Source organism: Enterobacter cloacae complex sp. I2 (assembly GCF_014896205.1).
Lineage (GTDB): Bacteria > Pseudomonadota > Gammaproteobacteria > Enterobacterales > Enterobacteriaceae > Enterobacter > Enterobacter quasihormaechei.
The window spans coordinates 17,497-33,355 of sequence record NZ_JADBRA010000001.1; the positions used below are offsets into that span (position 1 = coordinate 17,497).

Annotated in this window: 18 protein-coding genes and 1 other RNA gene; 10 read left to right on the plus strand and 9 right to left on the minus strand. The window is 52.5% G+C overall.

Features of this window, described 5'->3' with window-relative positions; genetic code table 11:
- Positions 1 to 104: 104 nt before the first annotated feature.
- Positions 105 to 1,466 carry a signal recognition particle protein gene (gene ffh, locus IM300_RS00100; protein WP_003863132.1) on the minus strand — a complete coding sequence of 454 codons (1,362 nt, stop codon included), beginning with the start codon at positions 1,464 to 1,466 and terminating at the stop codon, positions 105 to 107.
- A gap of 166 nt (positions 1,467 to 1,632) precedes the next feature.
- Here ffh and IM300_RS00105 point away from each other — a divergent pair, with 166 nt between their 5' ends.
- The gene (locus IM300_RS00105; RefSeq protein WP_107535614.1) at positions 1,633 to 2,424 is read left to right on the plus strand and encodes an inner membrane protein YpjD; all 792 of its coding nucleotides are present in this window, start codon (positions 1,633 to 1,635) and stop codon (positions 2,422 to 2,424) included.
- 19 nt (positions 2,425 to 2,443) lie between these two features.
- On the plus strand, positions 2,444 to 3,730 hold the full coding sequence (locus IM300_RS00110) for an HlyC/CorC family transporter (protein WP_063450050.1): 1,287 nt from the start codon (positions 2,444 to 2,446) through the stop codon (positions 3,728 to 3,730).
- Between the two features lie 51 nt (positions 3,731 to 3,781).
- Here the strand turns inward: IM300_RS00110 and grpE are convergent, their stop codons facing one another.
- Complete coding sequence (gene grpE, locus IM300_RS00115; RefSeq protein ID WP_003863126.1) at positions 3,782 to 4,375, minus strand: nucleotide exchange factor GrpE; 594 nt, start codon at positions 4,373 to 4,375, stop codon at positions 3,782 to 3,784.
- Between the two features lie 122 nt (positions 4,376 to 4,497).
- Here grpE and nadK point away from each other — a divergent pair, with 122 nt between their 5' ends.
- The 3 genes from nadK (at position 4,498) to bamE (ending at position 7,600) form a co-directional block, all read left to right on the plus strand.
- On the plus strand, positions 4,498 to 5,376 hold the full coding sequence (gene nadK / locus IM300_RS00120; RefSeq protein WP_063450052.1) for an NAD(+) kinase: 879 nt from the start codon (positions 4,498 to 4,500) through the stop codon (positions 5,374 to 5,376).
- Between the two features lie 85 nt (positions 5,377 to 5,461).
- Positions 5,462 to 7,123: a DNA repair protein RecN gene (recN, locus tag IM300_RS00125; RefSeq protein WP_193034715.1), complete on the plus strand. Its 1,662-nt coding sequence runs from the start codon at positions 5,462 to 5,464 to the stop codon at positions 7,121 to 7,123.
- A gap of 138 nt (positions 7,124 to 7,261) precedes the next feature.
- Positions 7,262 to 7,600 (plus strand): outer membrane protein assembly factor BamE, encoded by a 339-nt coding sequence (bamE, locus tag IM300_RS00130; RefSeq protein WP_063450054.1) that lies wholly within the window; start codon positions 7,262 to 7,264, stop codon positions 7,598 to 7,600.
- 110 nt (positions 7,601 to 7,710) lie between these two features.
- Here the strand turns inward: bamE and IM300_RS00135 are convergent, their stop codons facing one another.
- Together IM300_RS00135 and IM300_RS00140 are read right to left on the minus strand one after the other, a co-directional pair.
- A complete protein-coding gene (locus IM300_RS00135; protein WP_131637726.1) occupies positions 7,711 to 7,998 on the minus strand; it encodes an RnfH family protein in 288 nt (95 codons plus the stop codon).
- Positions 7,988 to 8,425 (minus strand): type II toxin-antitoxin system RatA family toxin, encoded by a 438-nt coding sequence (locus IM300_RS00140; RefSeq protein ID WP_003863117.1) that lies wholly within the window; start codon positions 8,423 to 8,425, stop codon positions 7,988 to 7,990. The genes IM300_RS00135 and IM300_RS00140 overlap by 11 nt, the downstream gene beginning before the upstream one ends.
- Before the next feature lie 156 nt (positions 8,426 to 8,581).
- Between IM300_RS00140 and smpB the strand changes: the two genes are divergently transcribed.
- The 5 genes from smpB (at position 8,582) to IM300_RS00165 (ending at position 11,455) form a co-directional block, all read left to right on the plus strand.
- Positions 8,582 to 9,064: an SsrA-binding protein SmpB gene (smpB, locus tag IM300_RS00145; protein WP_003863115.1), complete on the plus strand. Its 483-nt coding sequence runs from the start codon at positions 8,582 to 8,584 to the stop codon at positions 9,062 to 9,064.
- Between the two features lie 89 nt (positions 9,065 to 9,153).
- Positions 9,154 to 9,517, plus strand: a transfer-messenger RNA (tmRNA) gene (gene ssrA / locus IM300_RS00150).
- A 271-nt stretch (positions 9,518 to 9,788) separates the two neighbouring features.
- A complete protein-coding gene (locus tag IM300_RS00155; RefSeq protein ID WP_193034717.1) occupies positions 9,789 to 10,028 on the plus strand; it encodes a DinI family protein in 240 nt (79 codons plus the stop codon).
- 122 nt (positions 10,029 to 10,150) lie between these two features.
- The gene (locus tag IM300_RS00160; RefSeq protein WP_193034719.1) at positions 10,151 to 10,984 is read left to right on the plus strand and encodes a protein rexA; all 834 of its coding nucleotides are present in this window, start codon (positions 10,151 to 10,153) and stop codon (positions 10,982 to 10,984) included.
- Positions 10,985 to 11,011: 27 nt separating this feature from the next.
- Complete coding sequence (locus IM300_RS00165; protein ID WP_226841907.1) at positions 11,012 to 11,455, plus strand: biopolymer transporter ExbB; 444 nt, start codon at positions 11,012 to 11,014, stop codon at positions 11,453 to 11,455.
- A 66-nt stretch (positions 11,456 to 11,521) separates the two neighbouring features.
- On the opposite strand, the gene IM300_RS00170 is transcribed toward IM300_RS00165, so the two are convergent.
- The 5 genes from IM300_RS00170 to IM300_RS00190 form a co-directional block, all read right to left on the minus strand.
- Positions 11,522 to 11,770 (minus strand): helix-turn-helix domain-containing protein, encoded by a 249-nt coding sequence (locus tag IM300_RS00170; protein ID WP_226841908.1) that lies wholly within the window; start codon positions 11,768 to 11,770, stop codon positions 11,522 to 11,524.
- A 77-nt stretch (positions 11,771 to 11,847) separates the two neighbouring features.
- On the minus strand, positions 11,848 to 12,282 hold the full coding sequence (locus IM300_RS00175; protein ID WP_193034721.1) for a DUF3237 domain-containing protein: 435 nt from the start codon (positions 12,280 to 12,282) through the stop codon (positions 11,848 to 11,850).
- A gap of 525 nt (positions 12,283 to 12,807) precedes the next feature.
- Complete coding sequence (locus tag IM300_RS00180) at positions 12,808 to 14,556, minus strand: prophage tail fiber N-terminal domain-containing protein (RefSeq protein WP_193034724.1); 1,749 nt, start codon at positions 14,554 to 14,556, stop codon at positions 12,808 to 12,810.
- 2 nt (positions 14,557 to 14,558) lie between these two features.
- Positions 14,559 to 15,608: a contractile injection system protein, VgrG/Pvc8 family gene (locus IM300_RS00185; protein WP_193034725.1), complete on the minus strand. Its 1,050-nt coding sequence runs from the start codon at positions 15,606 to 15,608 to the stop codon at positions 14,559 to 14,561.
- A complete protein-coding gene (locus tag IM300_RS00190; protein ID WP_193034727.1) occupies positions 15,599 to 15,820 on the minus strand; it encodes a tail protein X in 222 nt (73 codons plus the stop codon). Before IM300_RS00190 ends, IM300_RS00185 begins: the two co-directional genes overlap by 10 nt.
- Positions 15,821 to 15,859 lie beyond the last annotated feature (39 nt).

A 15,859-nucleotide genomic window follows, 5' to 3' on the forward strand; every position in this document is an offset into this window, starting at 1 on the left:
CCATCGAGGAACGGAGCCCGGGTGTCATATTAAAAGCCCGAAAATTTTACTGATTTTTGGGGAAAATGCAATCAGCAGTTGATCAGTCTGCTGTAAAAGGCCGATTAACGCCCAGGGAATCCTGGTGGCATCATGCCTTTCATGCCGCGCATCATCTTCGCCATGCCGCCTTTCTTCATTTTCTTCATCATGCGCTGCATGTCGTCAAACTGTTTGAGAAGGCGGTTAACGTCCTGCACCTGCATGCCGCAGCCGGCTGCGATACGACGCTTACGCGACCCTTTGATGATTTCTGGCTTAGCACGCTCTTTCAGCGTCATCGAGTTGATGATGGCTTCCATACGCACCAGCACTTTGTCGTCCATCTGCGATTTAACGTTGTCCGGGATCTGCCCCATGCCCGGCAGCTTGCCCATCAGGCTGGCCATGCCGCCCATGTTTTTCATCTGACGCAGCTGCTCAAGGAAGTCGGTCAGATCGAAGCCGTCGCCTTTTTTCAGCTTGCTGGCGAGTTTTTCCGCCTGCGCGCGGTCGACCTTGCTCTCAATATCTTCGATCAGCGACAGCACGTCGCCCATGCCGAGGATACGGGAAGCAATACGATCCGGGTGGAACGGCTCCAGCGCTTCGGTTTTCTCGCCCACGCCGAGGAATTTAATCGGCTTACCGGTGATGTGACGAATAGACAGCGCCGCACCGCCGCGGGCGTCACCGTCCACTTTGGTCAGCACCACGCCGGTTAACGGCAGGGCTTCGTTAAACGCTTTCGCGGTGTTCGCCGCATCCTGACCGGTCATGGCGTCAACGACAAACAGGGTCTCTACCGGGTTGATAGAGGCGTGCACCTGCTTGATCTCGTCCATCATCGCTTCGTCAACGTGCAGACGACCGGCGGTATCCACCAGCAGCACGTCGTAGAATTTCAGCTTCGCCTCTTTCAGCGCGGCATTCACGATATCGACAGGCTTCTGCGCCACGTCGGACGGGAAGAAGTCCACGCCAACCTGCTCAGCCAGCGTTTCCAGCTGTTTGATCGCCGCCGGGCGATAGACGTCCGCCGAAACCACCAGCACCTTTTTCTTGTGCTTTTCGCGCAGGAATTTCCCCAGCTTACCGACGCTGGTGGTTTTACCTGCACCTTGCAGACCCGCCATCAGCACCACGGCAGGCGGCTGGGCCGCCAGGTTAAGCACCTGGTTCTCTTCGCCCATCGCCGAAACCAGTTCATTACGAACGATTTTGACGAACTCCTGACCCGGGGTCAGGCTCTTGTTAACTTCATGACCAACCGCTTTCTCTTTCACACGGTTGATAAAATCACGGACGACCGGCAACGCAACGTCTGCTTCCAGCAGCGCCATGCGCACTTCGCGCAGCGTTTCCTTGATGTTCTCTTCGGTGAGGCGTCCACGGCCGCTGATGTTGCGCAGCGTGCGCGACAAACGATCGGTTAAATTATCAAACATTGTCTCTCGCCTGGGGTAGAAACGTTAGGTCGCCTGGGCGACACATACACAGAATTTTGCCGGAGTATAACATGAAGGCGCCTTTGTTGTTATGCAACGGTTGGAGCAGGCGTCACGTAACGTTATACTGCTTCTCTTTCTTATTAAGACAACTGTCGACGCCTATATGCCTGTTTTCGCACTGATCGCCCTTGTTGCCTACTCTGTCAGCCTCGCGCTGATCATTCCTGGCCTGCTGCAAAAAAACAGCGGCTGGCGGCGCATGGCTATTCTTTCGGCGGTGATCGCATTGATTAGCCACGCGTTTGCGCTGGAATCACGCATCATTCCCGGCGACGGCAGCGTGCAAAACCTGAGCGTGCTGAACGTCGGCTCGCTGGTCAGCCTGATGATCTGTACGGTCATGACGATTGTCGCGTCTAAAAACCGCGGCTGGCTGCTGCTGCCGATAATCTACGCCTTTGCGCTGATCAACCTGGCGTTAGCCACGTTCATGCCTAATGAGTTTATTACCCATCTGGAAGCCACGCCGGGGATGCTGGTGCATATTGGCCTGTCGCTTTTCGCCTACGCGACGCTGATCATTGCCGCCCTTTACGCCATGCAGCTCGCCTGGATTGACTACCAGCTGAAAAATAAAAAGCTGGCGTTTAACCACGAAATGCCGCCGCTGATGGTGATTGAGCGTAAGATGTTCCACATCACCCAGGTCGGCGTGGTTCTGCTGACGCTGACGCTGTGCACAGGTTTGTTTTATATGAAGAACCTGTTCAGCGTGGAGAATATCGATAAAGCAGTCCTCTCCATCATTGCGTGGTTTGTCTATATTGTCCTGTTATGGGGCCATTATCATGAAGGCTGGCGCGGTCGTCGCGTGGTCTGGTTCAACGTTGCGGGTGCGGGCATTCTCACGCTTGCCTATTTTGGTAGCCGCTTCATACAGCAATTTGCTGGCTAAGTAACAAAAGGAGTTCCCCCTGGAACACATCTCTACCACCACGCTGATCGTCATTCTGGTCATCATGGTGGTCATCTCCGCTTATTTCTCTGGCTCTGAAACCGGCATGATGACGCTGAACCGCTACCGGTTGCGTCATCGGGCCAAGCAGGGTAACCGTGCCGCGCGTCGTGTCGAAAAGCTGCTGCGTAAGCCAGACCGCCTGATTAGCCTGGTGCTTATCGGTAACAACCTGGTCAACATTCTCGCCTCTGCGCTGGGCACCATCGTCGGGATGCGTCTGTACGGCAACGCCGGCGTGGCGATTGCCACAGGGGTGCTCACGTTTGTGGTGCTGGTGTTTGCGGAAGTGCTGCCCAAAACCATCGCGGCGCTTTACCCGGAGAAGGTCGCCTACCCGAGCAGTTTCCTGCTGGCGCCGCTGCTTATTCTGATGATGCCGCTGGTCTGGCTGCTGAATATGGTGACCCGCGTCCTGATGCGCATGGTCGGTATCAAGGCCGACGTCACCATCAGCAGCGCGCTGAGTAAAGACGAGCTGCGTACCATCGTGAACGAATCCCGTTCGCAGATCTCCCGCCGCAATCAGGACATGCTCCTGTCGGTTCTGGATCTGGAAAAGGTCAGCGTTGACGACATTATGGTGCCGCGAAACGAAATCGTCGGAATCGATATTAACGACGACTGGAAGGCGATCGTCCGCCAGCTGACGCACTCCCCGCACGGGCGCATCGTGCTCTATCGCGATTCCCTCGACGATGCCATCAGCATGCTGCGCGTGCGCGAGGCCTATCGCCTGATGACCGAGAAAAACGAGTTCACCAAAGAGGTGATGCTGCGCGCCGCCGACGAAATTTACTACGTACCGGAAGGCACGCCGCTCAGCACGCAGCTGGTGAAGTTCCAGCGCAACAAGAAGAAAGTCGGCCTGGTGGTGGATGAATACGGTGACATCCAGGGGCTGGTAACGGTGGAAGATATTCTGGAAGAGATTGTCGGGGACTTTACCACGTCGATGTCGCCTTCCCTTGCAGAAGAGGTTACCCCGCAAAACGACGGGTCAGTGCTTATCGACGGCAGCGCCAACATTCGTGAAATCAATAAAGCGTTCAACTGGCATTTACCAGAAGACGAAGCGCGGACGATGAACGGCATGATTCTGGAAGCGCTGGAAGAGATCCCGGCGGCAGGTACGCGTGTGCGTATTGAACAGTATGATATTGATATTCTGGACGTTCAGGACAACATGATTAAGCAGGTGAAAGTCCTGCCCGTTACGCCACTTCGGGAAAGTATTGCCGAATAGAAGGTAGGCCGGGTGAGGCGAACGCCGCCACCCGGCACTACAGGTAGCAAATTAGGCTTTCGCTTTCGCCACGGTGACCATCGCAGCGCGAATAGTACGACCGTTCAGGGTATACCCTTTCTGCATCACGCCCAGCACGTTACCCGCGGCAACGTCTTCTGACTCGACCATCGCAATGGCCTGGTGAACGTTTGGATCCAGCGGGACATCCGTATCGGCAATCACTTCAACACCGAACTTACGCACCACATCCAGCATGGATTTCAGCGTCAGCTCGATGCCTTCAATCATCGCCGCGTTATCCGGATTAGCTTTATCCGCCACTTCCAGCGCGCGATCCAGGCTGTCGATCACCGGCAGCAGTTCGTTGACGAATTTCTCCAGCGCAAATTTGTGCGCCTTTTCAACGTCCAGCTCGGTACGACGGCGCAGGTTTTCCATTTCCGCTTTGATGCGCAGTACGCCATCGCGTTCGCGATTCTGCGCTTCTACCAGCTGAGCTTCCAGGTTGGCAATTTTTTCATCGCGCGGGTCCACCTGCTCAGCAGACGTGTCTGGCTCTACTGCCTCAACTTCATCGTGCTGTTCCGTGATAATTTCTTCAGGGGCTTGCCCCTCAGGCGTTTTCTGTTCTTTACTACTCATGAATTTCTCCGCGTTTTTCTGCATTCATCTCGCTAACTTCGCTTATTATGGGGATCAGTTTCCTGGATTCAAGGGAACAAGGCAGATTGTCATCATTCATCAGGCACAAGGACCTCCAGAACATGAATAATCATTTCAGGTGTATTGGGATCGTCGGCCATCCGCGTCACCCTACCGCATTGACGACACATGAAATGTTGTATCGCTGGCTGAGTGGTAAAGGCTATGAAGTGATGGTCGAACAGCAAATCGCCCAGGAGTTGCAGCTTAAAAGCGTCAGAACCGGCACGCTGGCGGAAATTGGCCAGCAGGCGGATCTCGCCGTGGTGGTCGGCGGCGACGGTAATATGCTGGGCGCGGCGCGAACGCTGGCTCGCTATGATATTAAGGTGATTGGTATTAACCGTGGCAATCTCGGTTTCCTGACCGACCTCGACCCGGACAATGCGCAGCAGCAGCTGGCGGACGTGCTGGAAGGCCACTACATCAGTGAAAAACGTTTTTTGCTGGAAGCCCAGGTGTGTCAGCAGGACTGCCAGAAGCGCATCAGCACCGCCATTAACGAGGTGGTCCTCCACCCCGGTAAAGTGGCGCACATGATCGAGTTTGAAGTCTATATCGACGAAATCTTCGCGTTCTCGCAGCGGTCTGACGGGCTGATTATTTCAACACCAACGGGCTCAACCGCCTACTCGCTTTCAGCCGGAGGCCCAATCCTGACGCCATCGCTGGATGCGATAACCCTGGTGCCGATGTTCCCGCACACGCTCTCGGCGCGTCCGCTGGTGATCAACGGCGACAGCACCATCCGCCTGCGTTTCTCCCATCGCCGCAGCGACCTGGAGATCAGCTGCGACAGCCAGATTGCGCTTCCTATTCAGGAAGGTGAAGATGTACTCATTCGCCGCTGCGATTACCACCTGAACCTCATTCACCCGAAAGATTACAGCTATTTCAATACATTAAGCTCTAAACTCGGCTGGTCAAAAAAATTGTTCTGATTTTGCATCCAGCGCTTTACTGTATATAAAACCAGTTTATACTGTATACAAACACAGTTATGGTTTTTCATACAGGAAAACAATTATGCTGGCACAACTGACCATCAGCAACTTTGCCATTGTTCGTGAGCTTGAGATCGACTTCCATAGCGGAATGACGGCGATTACCGGTGAAACCGGCGCAGGTAAATCCATTGCCATTGATGCCCTCGGCTTGTGCCTCGGCGGTCGTGCAGAGGGCGATATGGTGCGCACAGGCGCAGCCCGTGCAGACCTGTGCGCCCGCTTCTCGTTAAAAGACACGCCTGCCGCCCTGCGCTGGCTGGAAGCAAACCAGCTGGAAGACGGACGTGAGTGTTTACTTCGCCGCGTCATTAGCTGTGATGGCCGCTCCCGTGGTTTTATCAACGGCACTGCGGTCCCTCTTTCCCAGCTTCGCGAGCTGGGCCAGTTGCTCATCCAAATCCATGGTCAGCATGCGCATCAGCAGTTAATCAAACCCGAACAACAGAAAGCCCTGCTTGATGGCTACGCAGGTGAGTATGCGCTTACTCAACTGATGGCGGAGCACTATCGTCAGTGGCATCAAAGCTGCCGCGAACTTGCGCAGCATCAGCAGCAAAGCCAGGAGCGTACCGCCCGCGCCGAGCTGCTGGAGTATCAGCTGAAAGAGCTGAACGAATTTAACCCGCAGGCGGGGGAATTTGAGCAAATCGACGAGGAGTACAAGCGTCTGGCCAACAGCGGTCAGCTGCTTTCCACCAGCCAGAATGCCCTGAACATGCTGGCAGATGGCGAGGACGTGAACTTGCAGAGCCAGCTGTACAATGTTCGCCAGCTTGTTACCGAGCTGACCGGCATGGACAATAAGCTGTCTGGCGTACTGGAGATGCTCGAAGAGGCCGCGATTCAGATTTCAGAAGCCGGGGATGAACTGCGCCACTACTGTGAACGTCTGGATCTCGACCCGAACCGTCTGTTTGAACTTGAGCAACGTATCTCCCGTCAGATTTCACTGGCGCGTAAGCATCACGTTACTCCGGAAGAACTGCCGAATTACTATCAGTCTCTGCTGGAAGAACAACAACAGCTGGACGATCAGGCCGATTCCCTCGAAACCCTGTCTCTGGCGGTAAATCTGCATCACCAGCAGGCGCTGGAAACGGCGAAACGGCTGCACGACGTGCGCCAACACTATGCGCTGGAGCTTAGCCAGCACATTACCGACAGCATGCATACGCTGGCGATGCCGCACGGGGTGTTCACCATCGACGTTCGCTTTGAAGAAAATCACCTGACGGCGGAAGGCGCAGACCGCATTGAATTCCGCGTCACCACCAACCCGGGCCAGCCTTTACAGGCGATTTCGAAAGTGGCTTCCGGCGGTGAACTGTCGCGTATCGCCCTGGCCATCCAAGTGATCACCGCCCGTAAGATGGAAACCCCGGCGCTGATTTTCGATGAAGTGGATGTGGGTATCAGCGGCCCGACGGCGGCCGTTGTCGGCAAACTGCTGCGTCAGTTGGGTGAATCGACGCAGGTCATGTGTGTGACTCACCTGCCTCAGGTAGCCGGCTGTGGTCATCATCACTTTATCGTCAGTAAAGAAACCGACGGCGAAATGACGGAAACACACATGAAGCCGCTGGATAAACGCGCACGCTTGCAGGAGCTGGCACGCCTGCTCGGGGGCAGTGAAGTCACGCGCAATACGCTCGCGAATGCGAAAGAACTGCTGGCGGCATAAACTTTTTCGGGATCTCAGGGTCATACAGAACAACAAAAACGCCGCCAGACCGGTTTCAAAGTGGGGCAAGGTCTATTATCATCGGCATATTACATATGAGCCGCGTACTGCTCGGGCCCGAAAAGGAATCAAATCACTATGCGCTGTAAAACGCTGACCGCTGCCGCAGCGGTTCTTCTGATGTTGACCGCAGGCTGTTCCACTCTGGAGAAAGTGGTTTACCGTCCTGACATCAACCAGGGGAACTACCTTACCCCTAACGATGTGTCCAAAATCCGTGTGGGAATGACACAACAGCAGGTCGCTTATGCACTGGGAACCCCGATGATGTCCGATCCGTTCGGTACAAATACCTGGTTCTATGTATTCCGCCAGCAGCCTGGTCACGAAGACGTGAGCCAGCAAACCCTGACGCTGACCTTCAGCAGTGCTGGTGTGCTGACCAATATCGACAACAAGCCTGCCCTGACCAAATAATCAGGCGTCAGCAACGCAAAAAGGTGCTCAATGAGCACCTTTTTTGTGTATGTTTATTTGCGCAGAATTGTAGCCCCGGTAAGCGCAGCGCCACCGGGGAAAAGAAAGCGCTACTTACCGGATTTCTCCGCTCGCTGACGACGCAGCTCTTTCGGGTCGGCAATCAGAGGTCGATAAATCTCAACCCTGTCACCCTCTTTCAGCACATCCCCAAGCTTTACCGGACGGCTATAGATGCCGACTTTATTCTTCGCCAGATCAATGTCGCTGCGAAGCTCAAGAATGCCGGACGCCAGGATAGCCGCCTCAACGGTGGCCCCTTCTTCAAGCGTCACGCGCTGCAAATACTGCTTCTCCGGCAGCGCATACACCACCTCAACAGCAATCTTATGCGACACTGTAAACCTCTTTGGCGCGCGTGGTGAACGCCTGAACCATATTCGAGGCCAGTTCTTTGAAGATACGGCCAAACGCCAGTTCGATCAGCTTATTGGTAAATTCAAAATCCAGATGAAACTCAATACGGCAGGCGTCTGCGCTCAGCGGCGTAAACTTCCACCCTCCCATCAGTTTTTTAAACGGACCATCCACCAGATGCATCAAAATACTCTGATTGCTCGTCAGGGTATTGCGCGTGGTGAACGTTTTGCTGATCCCCGCTTTGGAGACATCCACGGCCGCAGTCATCTGCGTCGGGCCGGATTCCAGCACCCGGCTACCGGTGCATCCCGGTATAAATTCCGGATAGGACTGAACGTCGTTCACTAACTGATACATTTGTTCCGCGCTGTAGGGAACAAGCGCAGTACGGCTAATCTGAGGCATAGCATTTTCCATGGTCACACAACAGACAAATAATAACATTTATCACCTGTTAAAAAAACGCTAAGCCTTATCTCGTGCTAAGATAGCGCGTTAGACCTCACAGGACGCAATGAGGTGACTTTTTAAAATCAGATTACCGACGGCTTTACGACACTTATGACGAAGAAAAAAGCACATAAACCTGGTTCGGCGACCATTGCGCTCAACAAGCGTGCTCGCCACGAGTATTTCATCGAAGAAGAATTCGAGGCCGGCCTTGCGTTGCAGGGCTGGGAAGTAAAATCGCTGCGTGCCGGGAAAGCCAACATTGGCGACAGCTATGTGATCCTGAAAGACGGTGAGGCCTTCCTGTTCGGCGCGAACTTCACGCCGCTGACCGTGGCCTCTTCACATTACGTCTGCGATCCAACCCGCACCCGCAAGCTGTTGCTGAACAAGCGCGAACTGGAATCCCTCTACGGACGCATCAACCGTGAAGGCTTTACCGTGGTTGCGCTCTCTTTATACTGGAAAAACGCCTGGTGCAAAGTGAAAATCGGCGTTGCGAAAGGTAAGAAACAGCACGACAAGCGTACTGACCTGAAAGCACGCGAGTGGCAACTCGACAAAGCACGTATTATGAAAAACGCAGGACGTTGATTCTGCGCACTTATTGTACTATTCAATAAGTTAGCGTTTCGGGCTGGTATCGAGGAAGTAAAATCTGGTATACTGAGTTCAACACTATTGGGGCTGATTCTGGATTCGACGGGATTTGCGAAACCCAAGGTGCATGCCGAGGGGCGGTTTGCCTCGTTAAAAGCCGCAAAAAAATAGTCGCAAACGACGAAAACTACGCTTTAGCAGCTTAATAACCTGCTAAGAGCCCTCTCTCCCTAGCTTCCGCTCTTAAGACGGGGATCAAAGAGAGGTCAAACCCAAAAGAGATCGCGTGGAAGCCCTGCCTGGGGTTGAAGCGTTAAAACTAATCAGGCTAGTTCGTTAGTGGCGTGTTTGTCCGCAGCTGACGTGCGAATGTAAAGACAAACTAAGCATGTAGTACCGAGGATGTAGAAATTTCGGACGCGGGTTCAACTCCCGCCAGCTCCACCACTTTTGATAGGACTGCAACCGGACAGCGGCAATAAAAACAGCCACTTACGGACACTGACCAGACAGCAGGCAGACCGAGAAAAGATAAAAAAATGCACGTGAAATGCACGTGCACTTTAAAAGAACCCCAGATCTTACGGTCTGGGGTTTTTCTATTTGTAACTAAGGGTAACAAAAACCCTTCCCCCTTTCGCGCTCCGCTCACCTTGACACTGTTTATTTTTACAGTAAAGATACTGTATACAATTACAGTGGTTTCCCGGAGGGTTTTATGTTCGTTGAACTGGTTTATGACAAGCGTAATGTTGAGGGGCTCGAAGGGGCCAGAGAGATTATCCTGGCAGAACTGACGAAGCGGGTGCACCAGATTTTCCCTGATGCCGAGGTGAGAGTGAAACCGATGCAGGCGAACGGATTGAATAGTGATGCCAGCAAAAGCGATCGGGAAAAGCTGAACCGCATGCTGGAGGTAATGTTTGAAGAGTCCGATATGTGGCTGGTGGAAGACTAGACCTGAAAACCCTGATAAAACTCCAGGTTATCCAGTTTTCTATTAGAGTTTATCATTATCCATATTTGCCATTAGAAATGGGCTCATATGATGGTTAATCCATCTATATAACGGAAAATGATATGAAAATGAGTTTTTATGCTATTTATTATAGCAATGGAAAAGATAACTCACCATGTGACCTTTTTGAATCCCTTTCTTCACAGGTAGTCGAAAAGAAAGGTAACGCCCTTGAAGTTGACGATTATTTCGTTTTCGCCCATCACATTGTTGATAAAAGCTTTTTGTTAACAAAGACATATGATTCTGCCTTTGTAAAACGGGTAAATAAGAAAACATTTTCTATCGATGAAATGAAGAATGCTTTGGGTAATGATGAAACCCTTGCTTTTCCTTCCTTTCTTTTAGTGAAAGACAACATCATTGGTTATGCATCATCTCAACACGGCCCTAGAACCAGAGAGCTGCAGATTTATCTTTCCAATAAATTAGACATTCCGATGGGCTTCAAACTTTGTATTGAACCTCTGATGCGTGATGTTAGTAAAGATGATGCTTTAGAAATGCAGTTCATCGGTCGAACCACACTTAGGGTGGAAAGCGGGTCTAAGTTGTTCAGCCCTTTGCTTAGAGCAACAGGCATTGAAACTATTGAAGAAGAACTTTTAGACGGTATTGAGATCACACTAAAGCCGAAGAGAGCAAGAAACATTCGAGACATGGCGAAGGAACTCATTAAAAACGCCGATGACAGCCATAGCGATATACTCATAAAAGGCAAAGAGCAAGCAGCCGATTTACTTACGGAATATTACCTGTCTAATAAAGGACATCTGGCAGCTAATCTGTATAAATCGACAAACGAAGATATCGCTGAAGAGATGGAAACATGCTTCATAAGAATGAAGTCTGTTATAATGAAAAGCTATAACGATGCATTTGATAGTGCGCTTTAACTATCATTGGATTACAAGGAGGAGGCAATGTCACAGAACCACAAAGTCATGCCAGGTGTAATTCTTTTTGCATTGCCATATTTTCCTGTTATTGCAGCTTATTTTGCATTTAGATACTTGTTTCCTGGCGTTTCGTTCTCTGAACATAGAGACGCGCTTGGAGCGGCGATAGCTTCATACGCAGGCACAACGATCGCAATTCTTATCGCTGCGTTAACGTTTGTAATAGGTATCGGTGGCAGAAATATGCATAAGGTAAAGTCTTATGGATACATGACATCTGTCATCATCATGTACGCTCTTACCTTTGCTGAGTTAGGGATTGTTTTCTTTATGGGGCTTTTCCTCATGGCTACCAGCAAACAACCGATTAATTTTCTCCCGACTCTGTCAATTGGTTTCGCTGCTACTTCATTGATGCACATTAGTTTGCTTTTAGTACAACTGTTCAACTTCTCCAAGAAAAAGTAAACCGGCCACAGTGCCGGTTTTTTCATTCTTTTTCAGGCATGTTAAGCATCCGACGCAATTTTTTATTCACGTCTTTCTGCCTTCGGCCACCTCAGCTTCAACCTCTCGCTCTTTGTTCCTTAGCTTGGTTGGCTCGACTTCCACTGCTAACAAGGCGGCCTTGCAATCTTCTTTCGTAAACAGATACGGTGACTTGGGCCTATCGCTGACCCGGTAGGCTTTGAGCCTGCCTTCAAGAACCCACTGAGTCACTGTGGCCGTCGAGATGCCAAGTAGCTCAGTGCCTTCCTTTCGTGTCAATGTTAGCTTTTCCATGGATGCCCTCGAATCCTGTTCATCTACAGCCAGACCTACACCAAACGCTTTACGGCTGTAAACATAATGCAAAACACTTAGGCTACACGATAAAAATCTAATTTCACCCCATCACATGTTCGGTTTGCGGAACAGATGAAAATTGATGTCCGCAACCATTCAAGCTCAGGGACATCTACCTCAAACGAAGGAACTGTACGAAAGTAAATTTCCGATGAAGATAGCTCATCAAAAAAGCTCATATCATCAGAAAAAAGACGTTCCCTAAACTCTTCTGGTACGCGTCGTACGCCATTGTTTTCAACGTAAATAGTACCCTCTTCGACCCTCAAAGCATATCGAGCAGATAAACGACAGAGTCCATTTGGTTCAACTACTTGGCTATCTACTCCCCCAGGCAGTACTTCGCCCAACAATGCCCCTGTAACCTTCCCGCCAGAAATGGGTATAAGCTGCCTTTTACCATAAACAGGTGAGTTAGAAACAACAATCGGCTTTTCTACCTTATACATCTATTTTTGAATGGTTTTTATCTATTTCTTAAAACTAACCAGAGGGCGGGCATCACAATCTCGCCACTCATCTTCTGACAGTTTAAAAAAACGCCTCCCAATCCGGCCGCAGACTACATAGTAAAAATCTTAGTTATAATTGCAATACAGATTATCGACTTACGTTATTTTTCTTATCTGCATTGATTTTTTAACATTCAACCATCTTATCCCACATTACTTACAAGGATTTACGTTAGTTAATTTTTATTAATAGATAAACAATACCTATTTGATACCTGTGCCGCTATATTCATCCCGTCTGGTATGACTCTGCCAGACATCATGCGTAGCAGAAGTCTTCAGCCATAGTTGCTTCCCCGTTAGTACCCTCTGACGGGGCTTTTATAATAAAAACTCGTTGATGTATTTCCACCAGGTTTCCATCCCTCCGGTGGAATTTAATTCTCATCAATATTGTTACCCGACAATGTGCCTGATGAGAACCTGCCGCTCGCGGGCGCAACGCGGCAGGGCCTTTTTTTTTCAGACCGCCAGTAACTTCATTTCACTTTCAATCATCTCTTTTAGCTCCCTGTCCTGGTCGTCATTCAGCAACCCGTAAATCTTTGCCCCTACCAGTACAGATAACCTGTACGCATCTATTTTGGGCCCGACAGTCAACCAGGAAAACTCTGTAACGCCTGCAATGGTGAAGTTTTTCCCGGTACGGGGATTGCCCGAGATAGGCCCCGTGAACGACCAGAGCGCGGAGAGCCCTGGCATAAGTTCACACTGGGCGCAGTGGTGATAACCGGTCGATTCATTGAAATGTGCCTCAAGGGTGAGGCGAACTGATTTTCCCGTAATCCTCACATCAACAACGCAGGTATAAATTTCCACAACCATGCTTGCCGGTCCGTTGTGGAGAGTGGCGCCAGGCTCCAGCCAGTAAGTCCCCGGCTCTGCCGTCAACGGATCGAGCGATTCACCCGATGCCACGGTGATAATCTGCACGCCGCTTTCAAACTTCGGAAATCCAAAGTTAAGCACCTGCTCCGGCGAGTCTCCCTCCAGTTCCACGGTTGGAGCACTGCCTGCAGGGAGTTCCGTCACCGTTCCGATAGTCAGGTTATTCGCAGGGCCAGCCTCGCCCGCGTCCCCTTTTTCACCGGCTTTGCCCTGCGGGATCCCCAGACTCAGTACCTGTGCCGGCGCATCGCCGGTAATCTCTGCCGTGGCGTTACTGCCCGGCTCAAGTGTGGTGACTTCCCCGATCGTCAGCTGGTTCGCCGGGCCCGTCTCGCCTTTATCACCCTGCGGCCCTGCCGGCAGACTCAGGTGCAGCACCTGCGCAGGTGATTCGCCGGTGATTTCTGCCACCGCCTCGCTTCCGGCGGGCAGCGTTTCCACCGTACCGATCGACAGCACATTTGCCGGGCCCGGGTCTCCATCCTTTCCGTTTTCACCGTCTTTTCCGTCAGCCCCTTTTTCACCGCGCGGCAGCGTCAGGTTCAGCACCTGTGACGGCGCATCGCCGGTAATATCTGCGGCGGCCGGGGCGCCGGGTTCAGATGACACAACGGTGCCGATCGTGAGCACATTCGCCGGACCGGTTTCACCGTCTTTGCCATCCTGCCCGTCCTGTCCGCGGGGAATACTGAGGTTCAGTACCTGAGAGGGCGTATCACCAGTGATTTCCGCAGCGGCCGGCTTACCCGGGTCGAGTGTAAGCACGTTGCCGACAGTCAGAACGTTAGGTTTCCCCGCTTCCCCCTGTTCGCCACGGGACAGGAAAAGCTCCCATGGTGCCAGGGGTGGCGTTACGCCGCTTACCTGTGCTGTGGCGCGGTATTCGCTGCCTTCATACTGCACCAGATCGTTGACGTTATACGTTTTATCGCCATCGTACTCTCCGGTCGGTCGCGCCACTGCCCCGCTGGCCAGCTCGCGGGTTTCGTTCAGGATTTCCTGCATGGCCAGCAGGATGGCCGGGCGGGCATCATCGGACACCAGGGCGGTAATGAAGTCGTTAAGCGTCCCCGGCCCGCTGCCCGGCAGCACCTCCATAACGCCCAGGTAATCCTCGCGCCTGTCCGGATGCAGGGCGCTGGCGACGTAGCATCCCGGCACAATGTTAAAGCTGTATTTTCCCCACTCATCCGTGGTGGCCACCACATGCGCCCCGGCAAATGTGCTGTTGCTGGTCGCCCGTGAAACGAGGATGATCCGCACGCCCGCCAGCGGCTGACCGACCGGATTATTGTATTGCCCTGAAATTAAAATTTGTTCCATCTCTACTCCAGATCCAGACTTAATGTTGCGCCCTGCGGGCCGTACCGAAACAGTGCCTTGCTGATGTGCCACTTCCGGTCTTCCACACTGCCAAACCCTTTTGTGATCACCCGGCACTGGGCCGTCAGGCTGACCAGTTCAGGCGTCAGGGGCATCTCAAGATTCATCTGGCACAGCTTTTTTTTGCTTTTCGTCGTGACGCCGCCGGCAATTTCCTTCGCCGCCTCGAGGTTGTACATGGTGACTTCTTCATGCACCACCGGCTCACCGCTGCCCACGGTCAGGGTTTTGACCTTCCCGCCGTCCGTCACGTCGATATAGCGGATCACATGCGTACCGCCGCCCTTTTTGCTGCTGTCCGGATGGTCTGAATTGTTGCGGTAGCTCCAGCGCGAGACCTGTACAGGTGTAATGGTCACCATCTTGATGTCGTTCCCCTTGCTGGTTTTTGTCGCCTCGCGGGGAATGACCACCCAGCTGTCGTGCGTGACCTTGCTCACCGCGCCATAGCGCGCCGCCAGGCGGGTGACCAGATTCATGTCGCTCTCGGCGGCCTGGTCCTCATGCTCAAGCTTTTTCGCGGCCAGGGTCTCATCGATGCGCGGCGTCAGGCCATGTTCGGTCGCCACCGTGTTGAGCAGGTCGCCCAGCGTGACGTTCGTCCAGCTGCGGTGCTTCTGCGACTGCAGGGTGCCGTGCCCTTTCGCGGATGATTTCGAGTACGCACGGGCGGTAACCTGAACAATTCGCGATGAATTGCCGCTGGCGCCGGACGCAGTACTGTCCACGACAAAAGTACCTTTGCTGACCCGCTGCGTACCGAACCCCAGGCTTAAGGCCACCTTTACCCCTTTTGCCGGCAGCGTCAGCTTTTCGTCGACGACGGCAAAGGAAACCTCATCACTTTTTTTCTCGCCGGCGCCGTAGTCCGTCAGCGTCAGGTTGACCAGGTTAGCCGCAACCAGGTCGGTAATATCGTTCCCCTCGACCGTCAGGGTGAATGCCGGAGCCCAGTCCGGGTAAGCTGATGAAACTGCATTTTCTACTCCCACAGCACGTGCTCCTCCTGCGCCTGAACGGTATCGGACGCGCTCATGGCCGGCAGCGTTATCGCCGCGCCGGCGGAAAAAACCTCCAGGGTAGTGATGTCGTAATTGGCGGGATTAAACATCACCGCCTCGACCACCCCGTCCGTGGCGCCGTAATGTTGCTGGCAAATCGTATCGAGACGATCGCCATTTTTGGTTGTATATATCATCGTCATTCAAACTTTCAGCATGATTCAACTCAAAGACAGCTAAAT

Bases quoted from the DNA above. Each gene is read 5' to 3' on its own strand.
- ffh (WP_003863132.1), bottom strand. From the start codon at position 1,466: ATGTTTGATAATTTAACCGATCGTTTGTCGCGCACGCTGCGCAACATC.
- IM300_RS00105 (WP_107535614.1), top strand. From the start codon at position 1,633: ATGCCTGTTTTCGCACTGATCGCCCTTGTTGCCTACTCTGTCAGCCTC.
- grpE (WP_003863126.1), bottom strand. From the start codon at position 4,375: ATGAGTAGTAAAGAACAGAAAACGCCTGAGGGGCAAGCCCCTGAAGAA.
- nadK (WP_063450052.1), top strand. From the start codon at position 4,498: ATGAATAATCATTTCAGGTGTATTGGGATCGTCGGCCATCCGCGTCAC.
- recN (WP_193034715.1), top strand. From the start codon at position 5,462: ATGCTGGCACAACTGACCATCAGCAACTTTGCCATTGTTCGTGAGCTT.
- bamE (WP_063450054.1), top strand. From the start codon at position 7,262: ATGCGCTGTAAAACGCTGACCGCTGCCGCAGCGGTTCTTCTGATGTTG.
- IM300_RS00140 (WP_003863117.1), bottom strand. From the start codon at position 8,425: ATGCCTCAGATTAGCCGTACTGCGCTTGTTCCCTACAGCGCGGAACAA.
- smpB (WP_003863115.1), top strand. From the start codon at position 8,582: ATGACGAAGAAAAAAGCACATAAACCTGGTTCGGCGACCATTGCGCTC.
- IM300_RS00155 (WP_193034717.1), top strand. From the start codon at position 9,789: ATGTTCGTTGAACTGGTTTATGACAAGCGTAATGTTGAGGGGCTCGAA.
- IM300_RS00160 (WP_193034719.1), top strand. From the start codon at position 10,151: ATGAAAATGAGTTTTTATGCTATTTATTATAGCAATGGAAAAGATAAC.
- IM300_RS00165 (WP_226841907.1), top strand. From the start codon at position 11,012: ATGTCACAGAACCACAAAGTCATGCCAGGTGTAATTCTTTTTGCATTG.
- IM300_RS00170 (WP_226841908.1), bottom strand. From the start codon at position 11,770: ATGGAAAAGCTAACATTGACACGAAAGGAAGGCACTGAGCTACTTGGC.
- IM300_RS00175 (WP_193034721.1), bottom strand. From the start codon at position 12,282: ATGTATAAGGTAGAAAAGCCGATTGTTGTTTCTAACTCACCTGTTTAT.
- IM300_RS00180 (WP_193034724.1), bottom strand. From the start codon at position 14,556: ATGGAACAAATTTTAATTTCAGGGCAATACAATAATCCGGTCGGTCAG.
- IM300_RS00190 (WP_193034727.1), bottom strand. From the start codon at position 15,820: ATGACGATGATATATACAACCAAAAATGGCGATCGTCTCGATACGATT.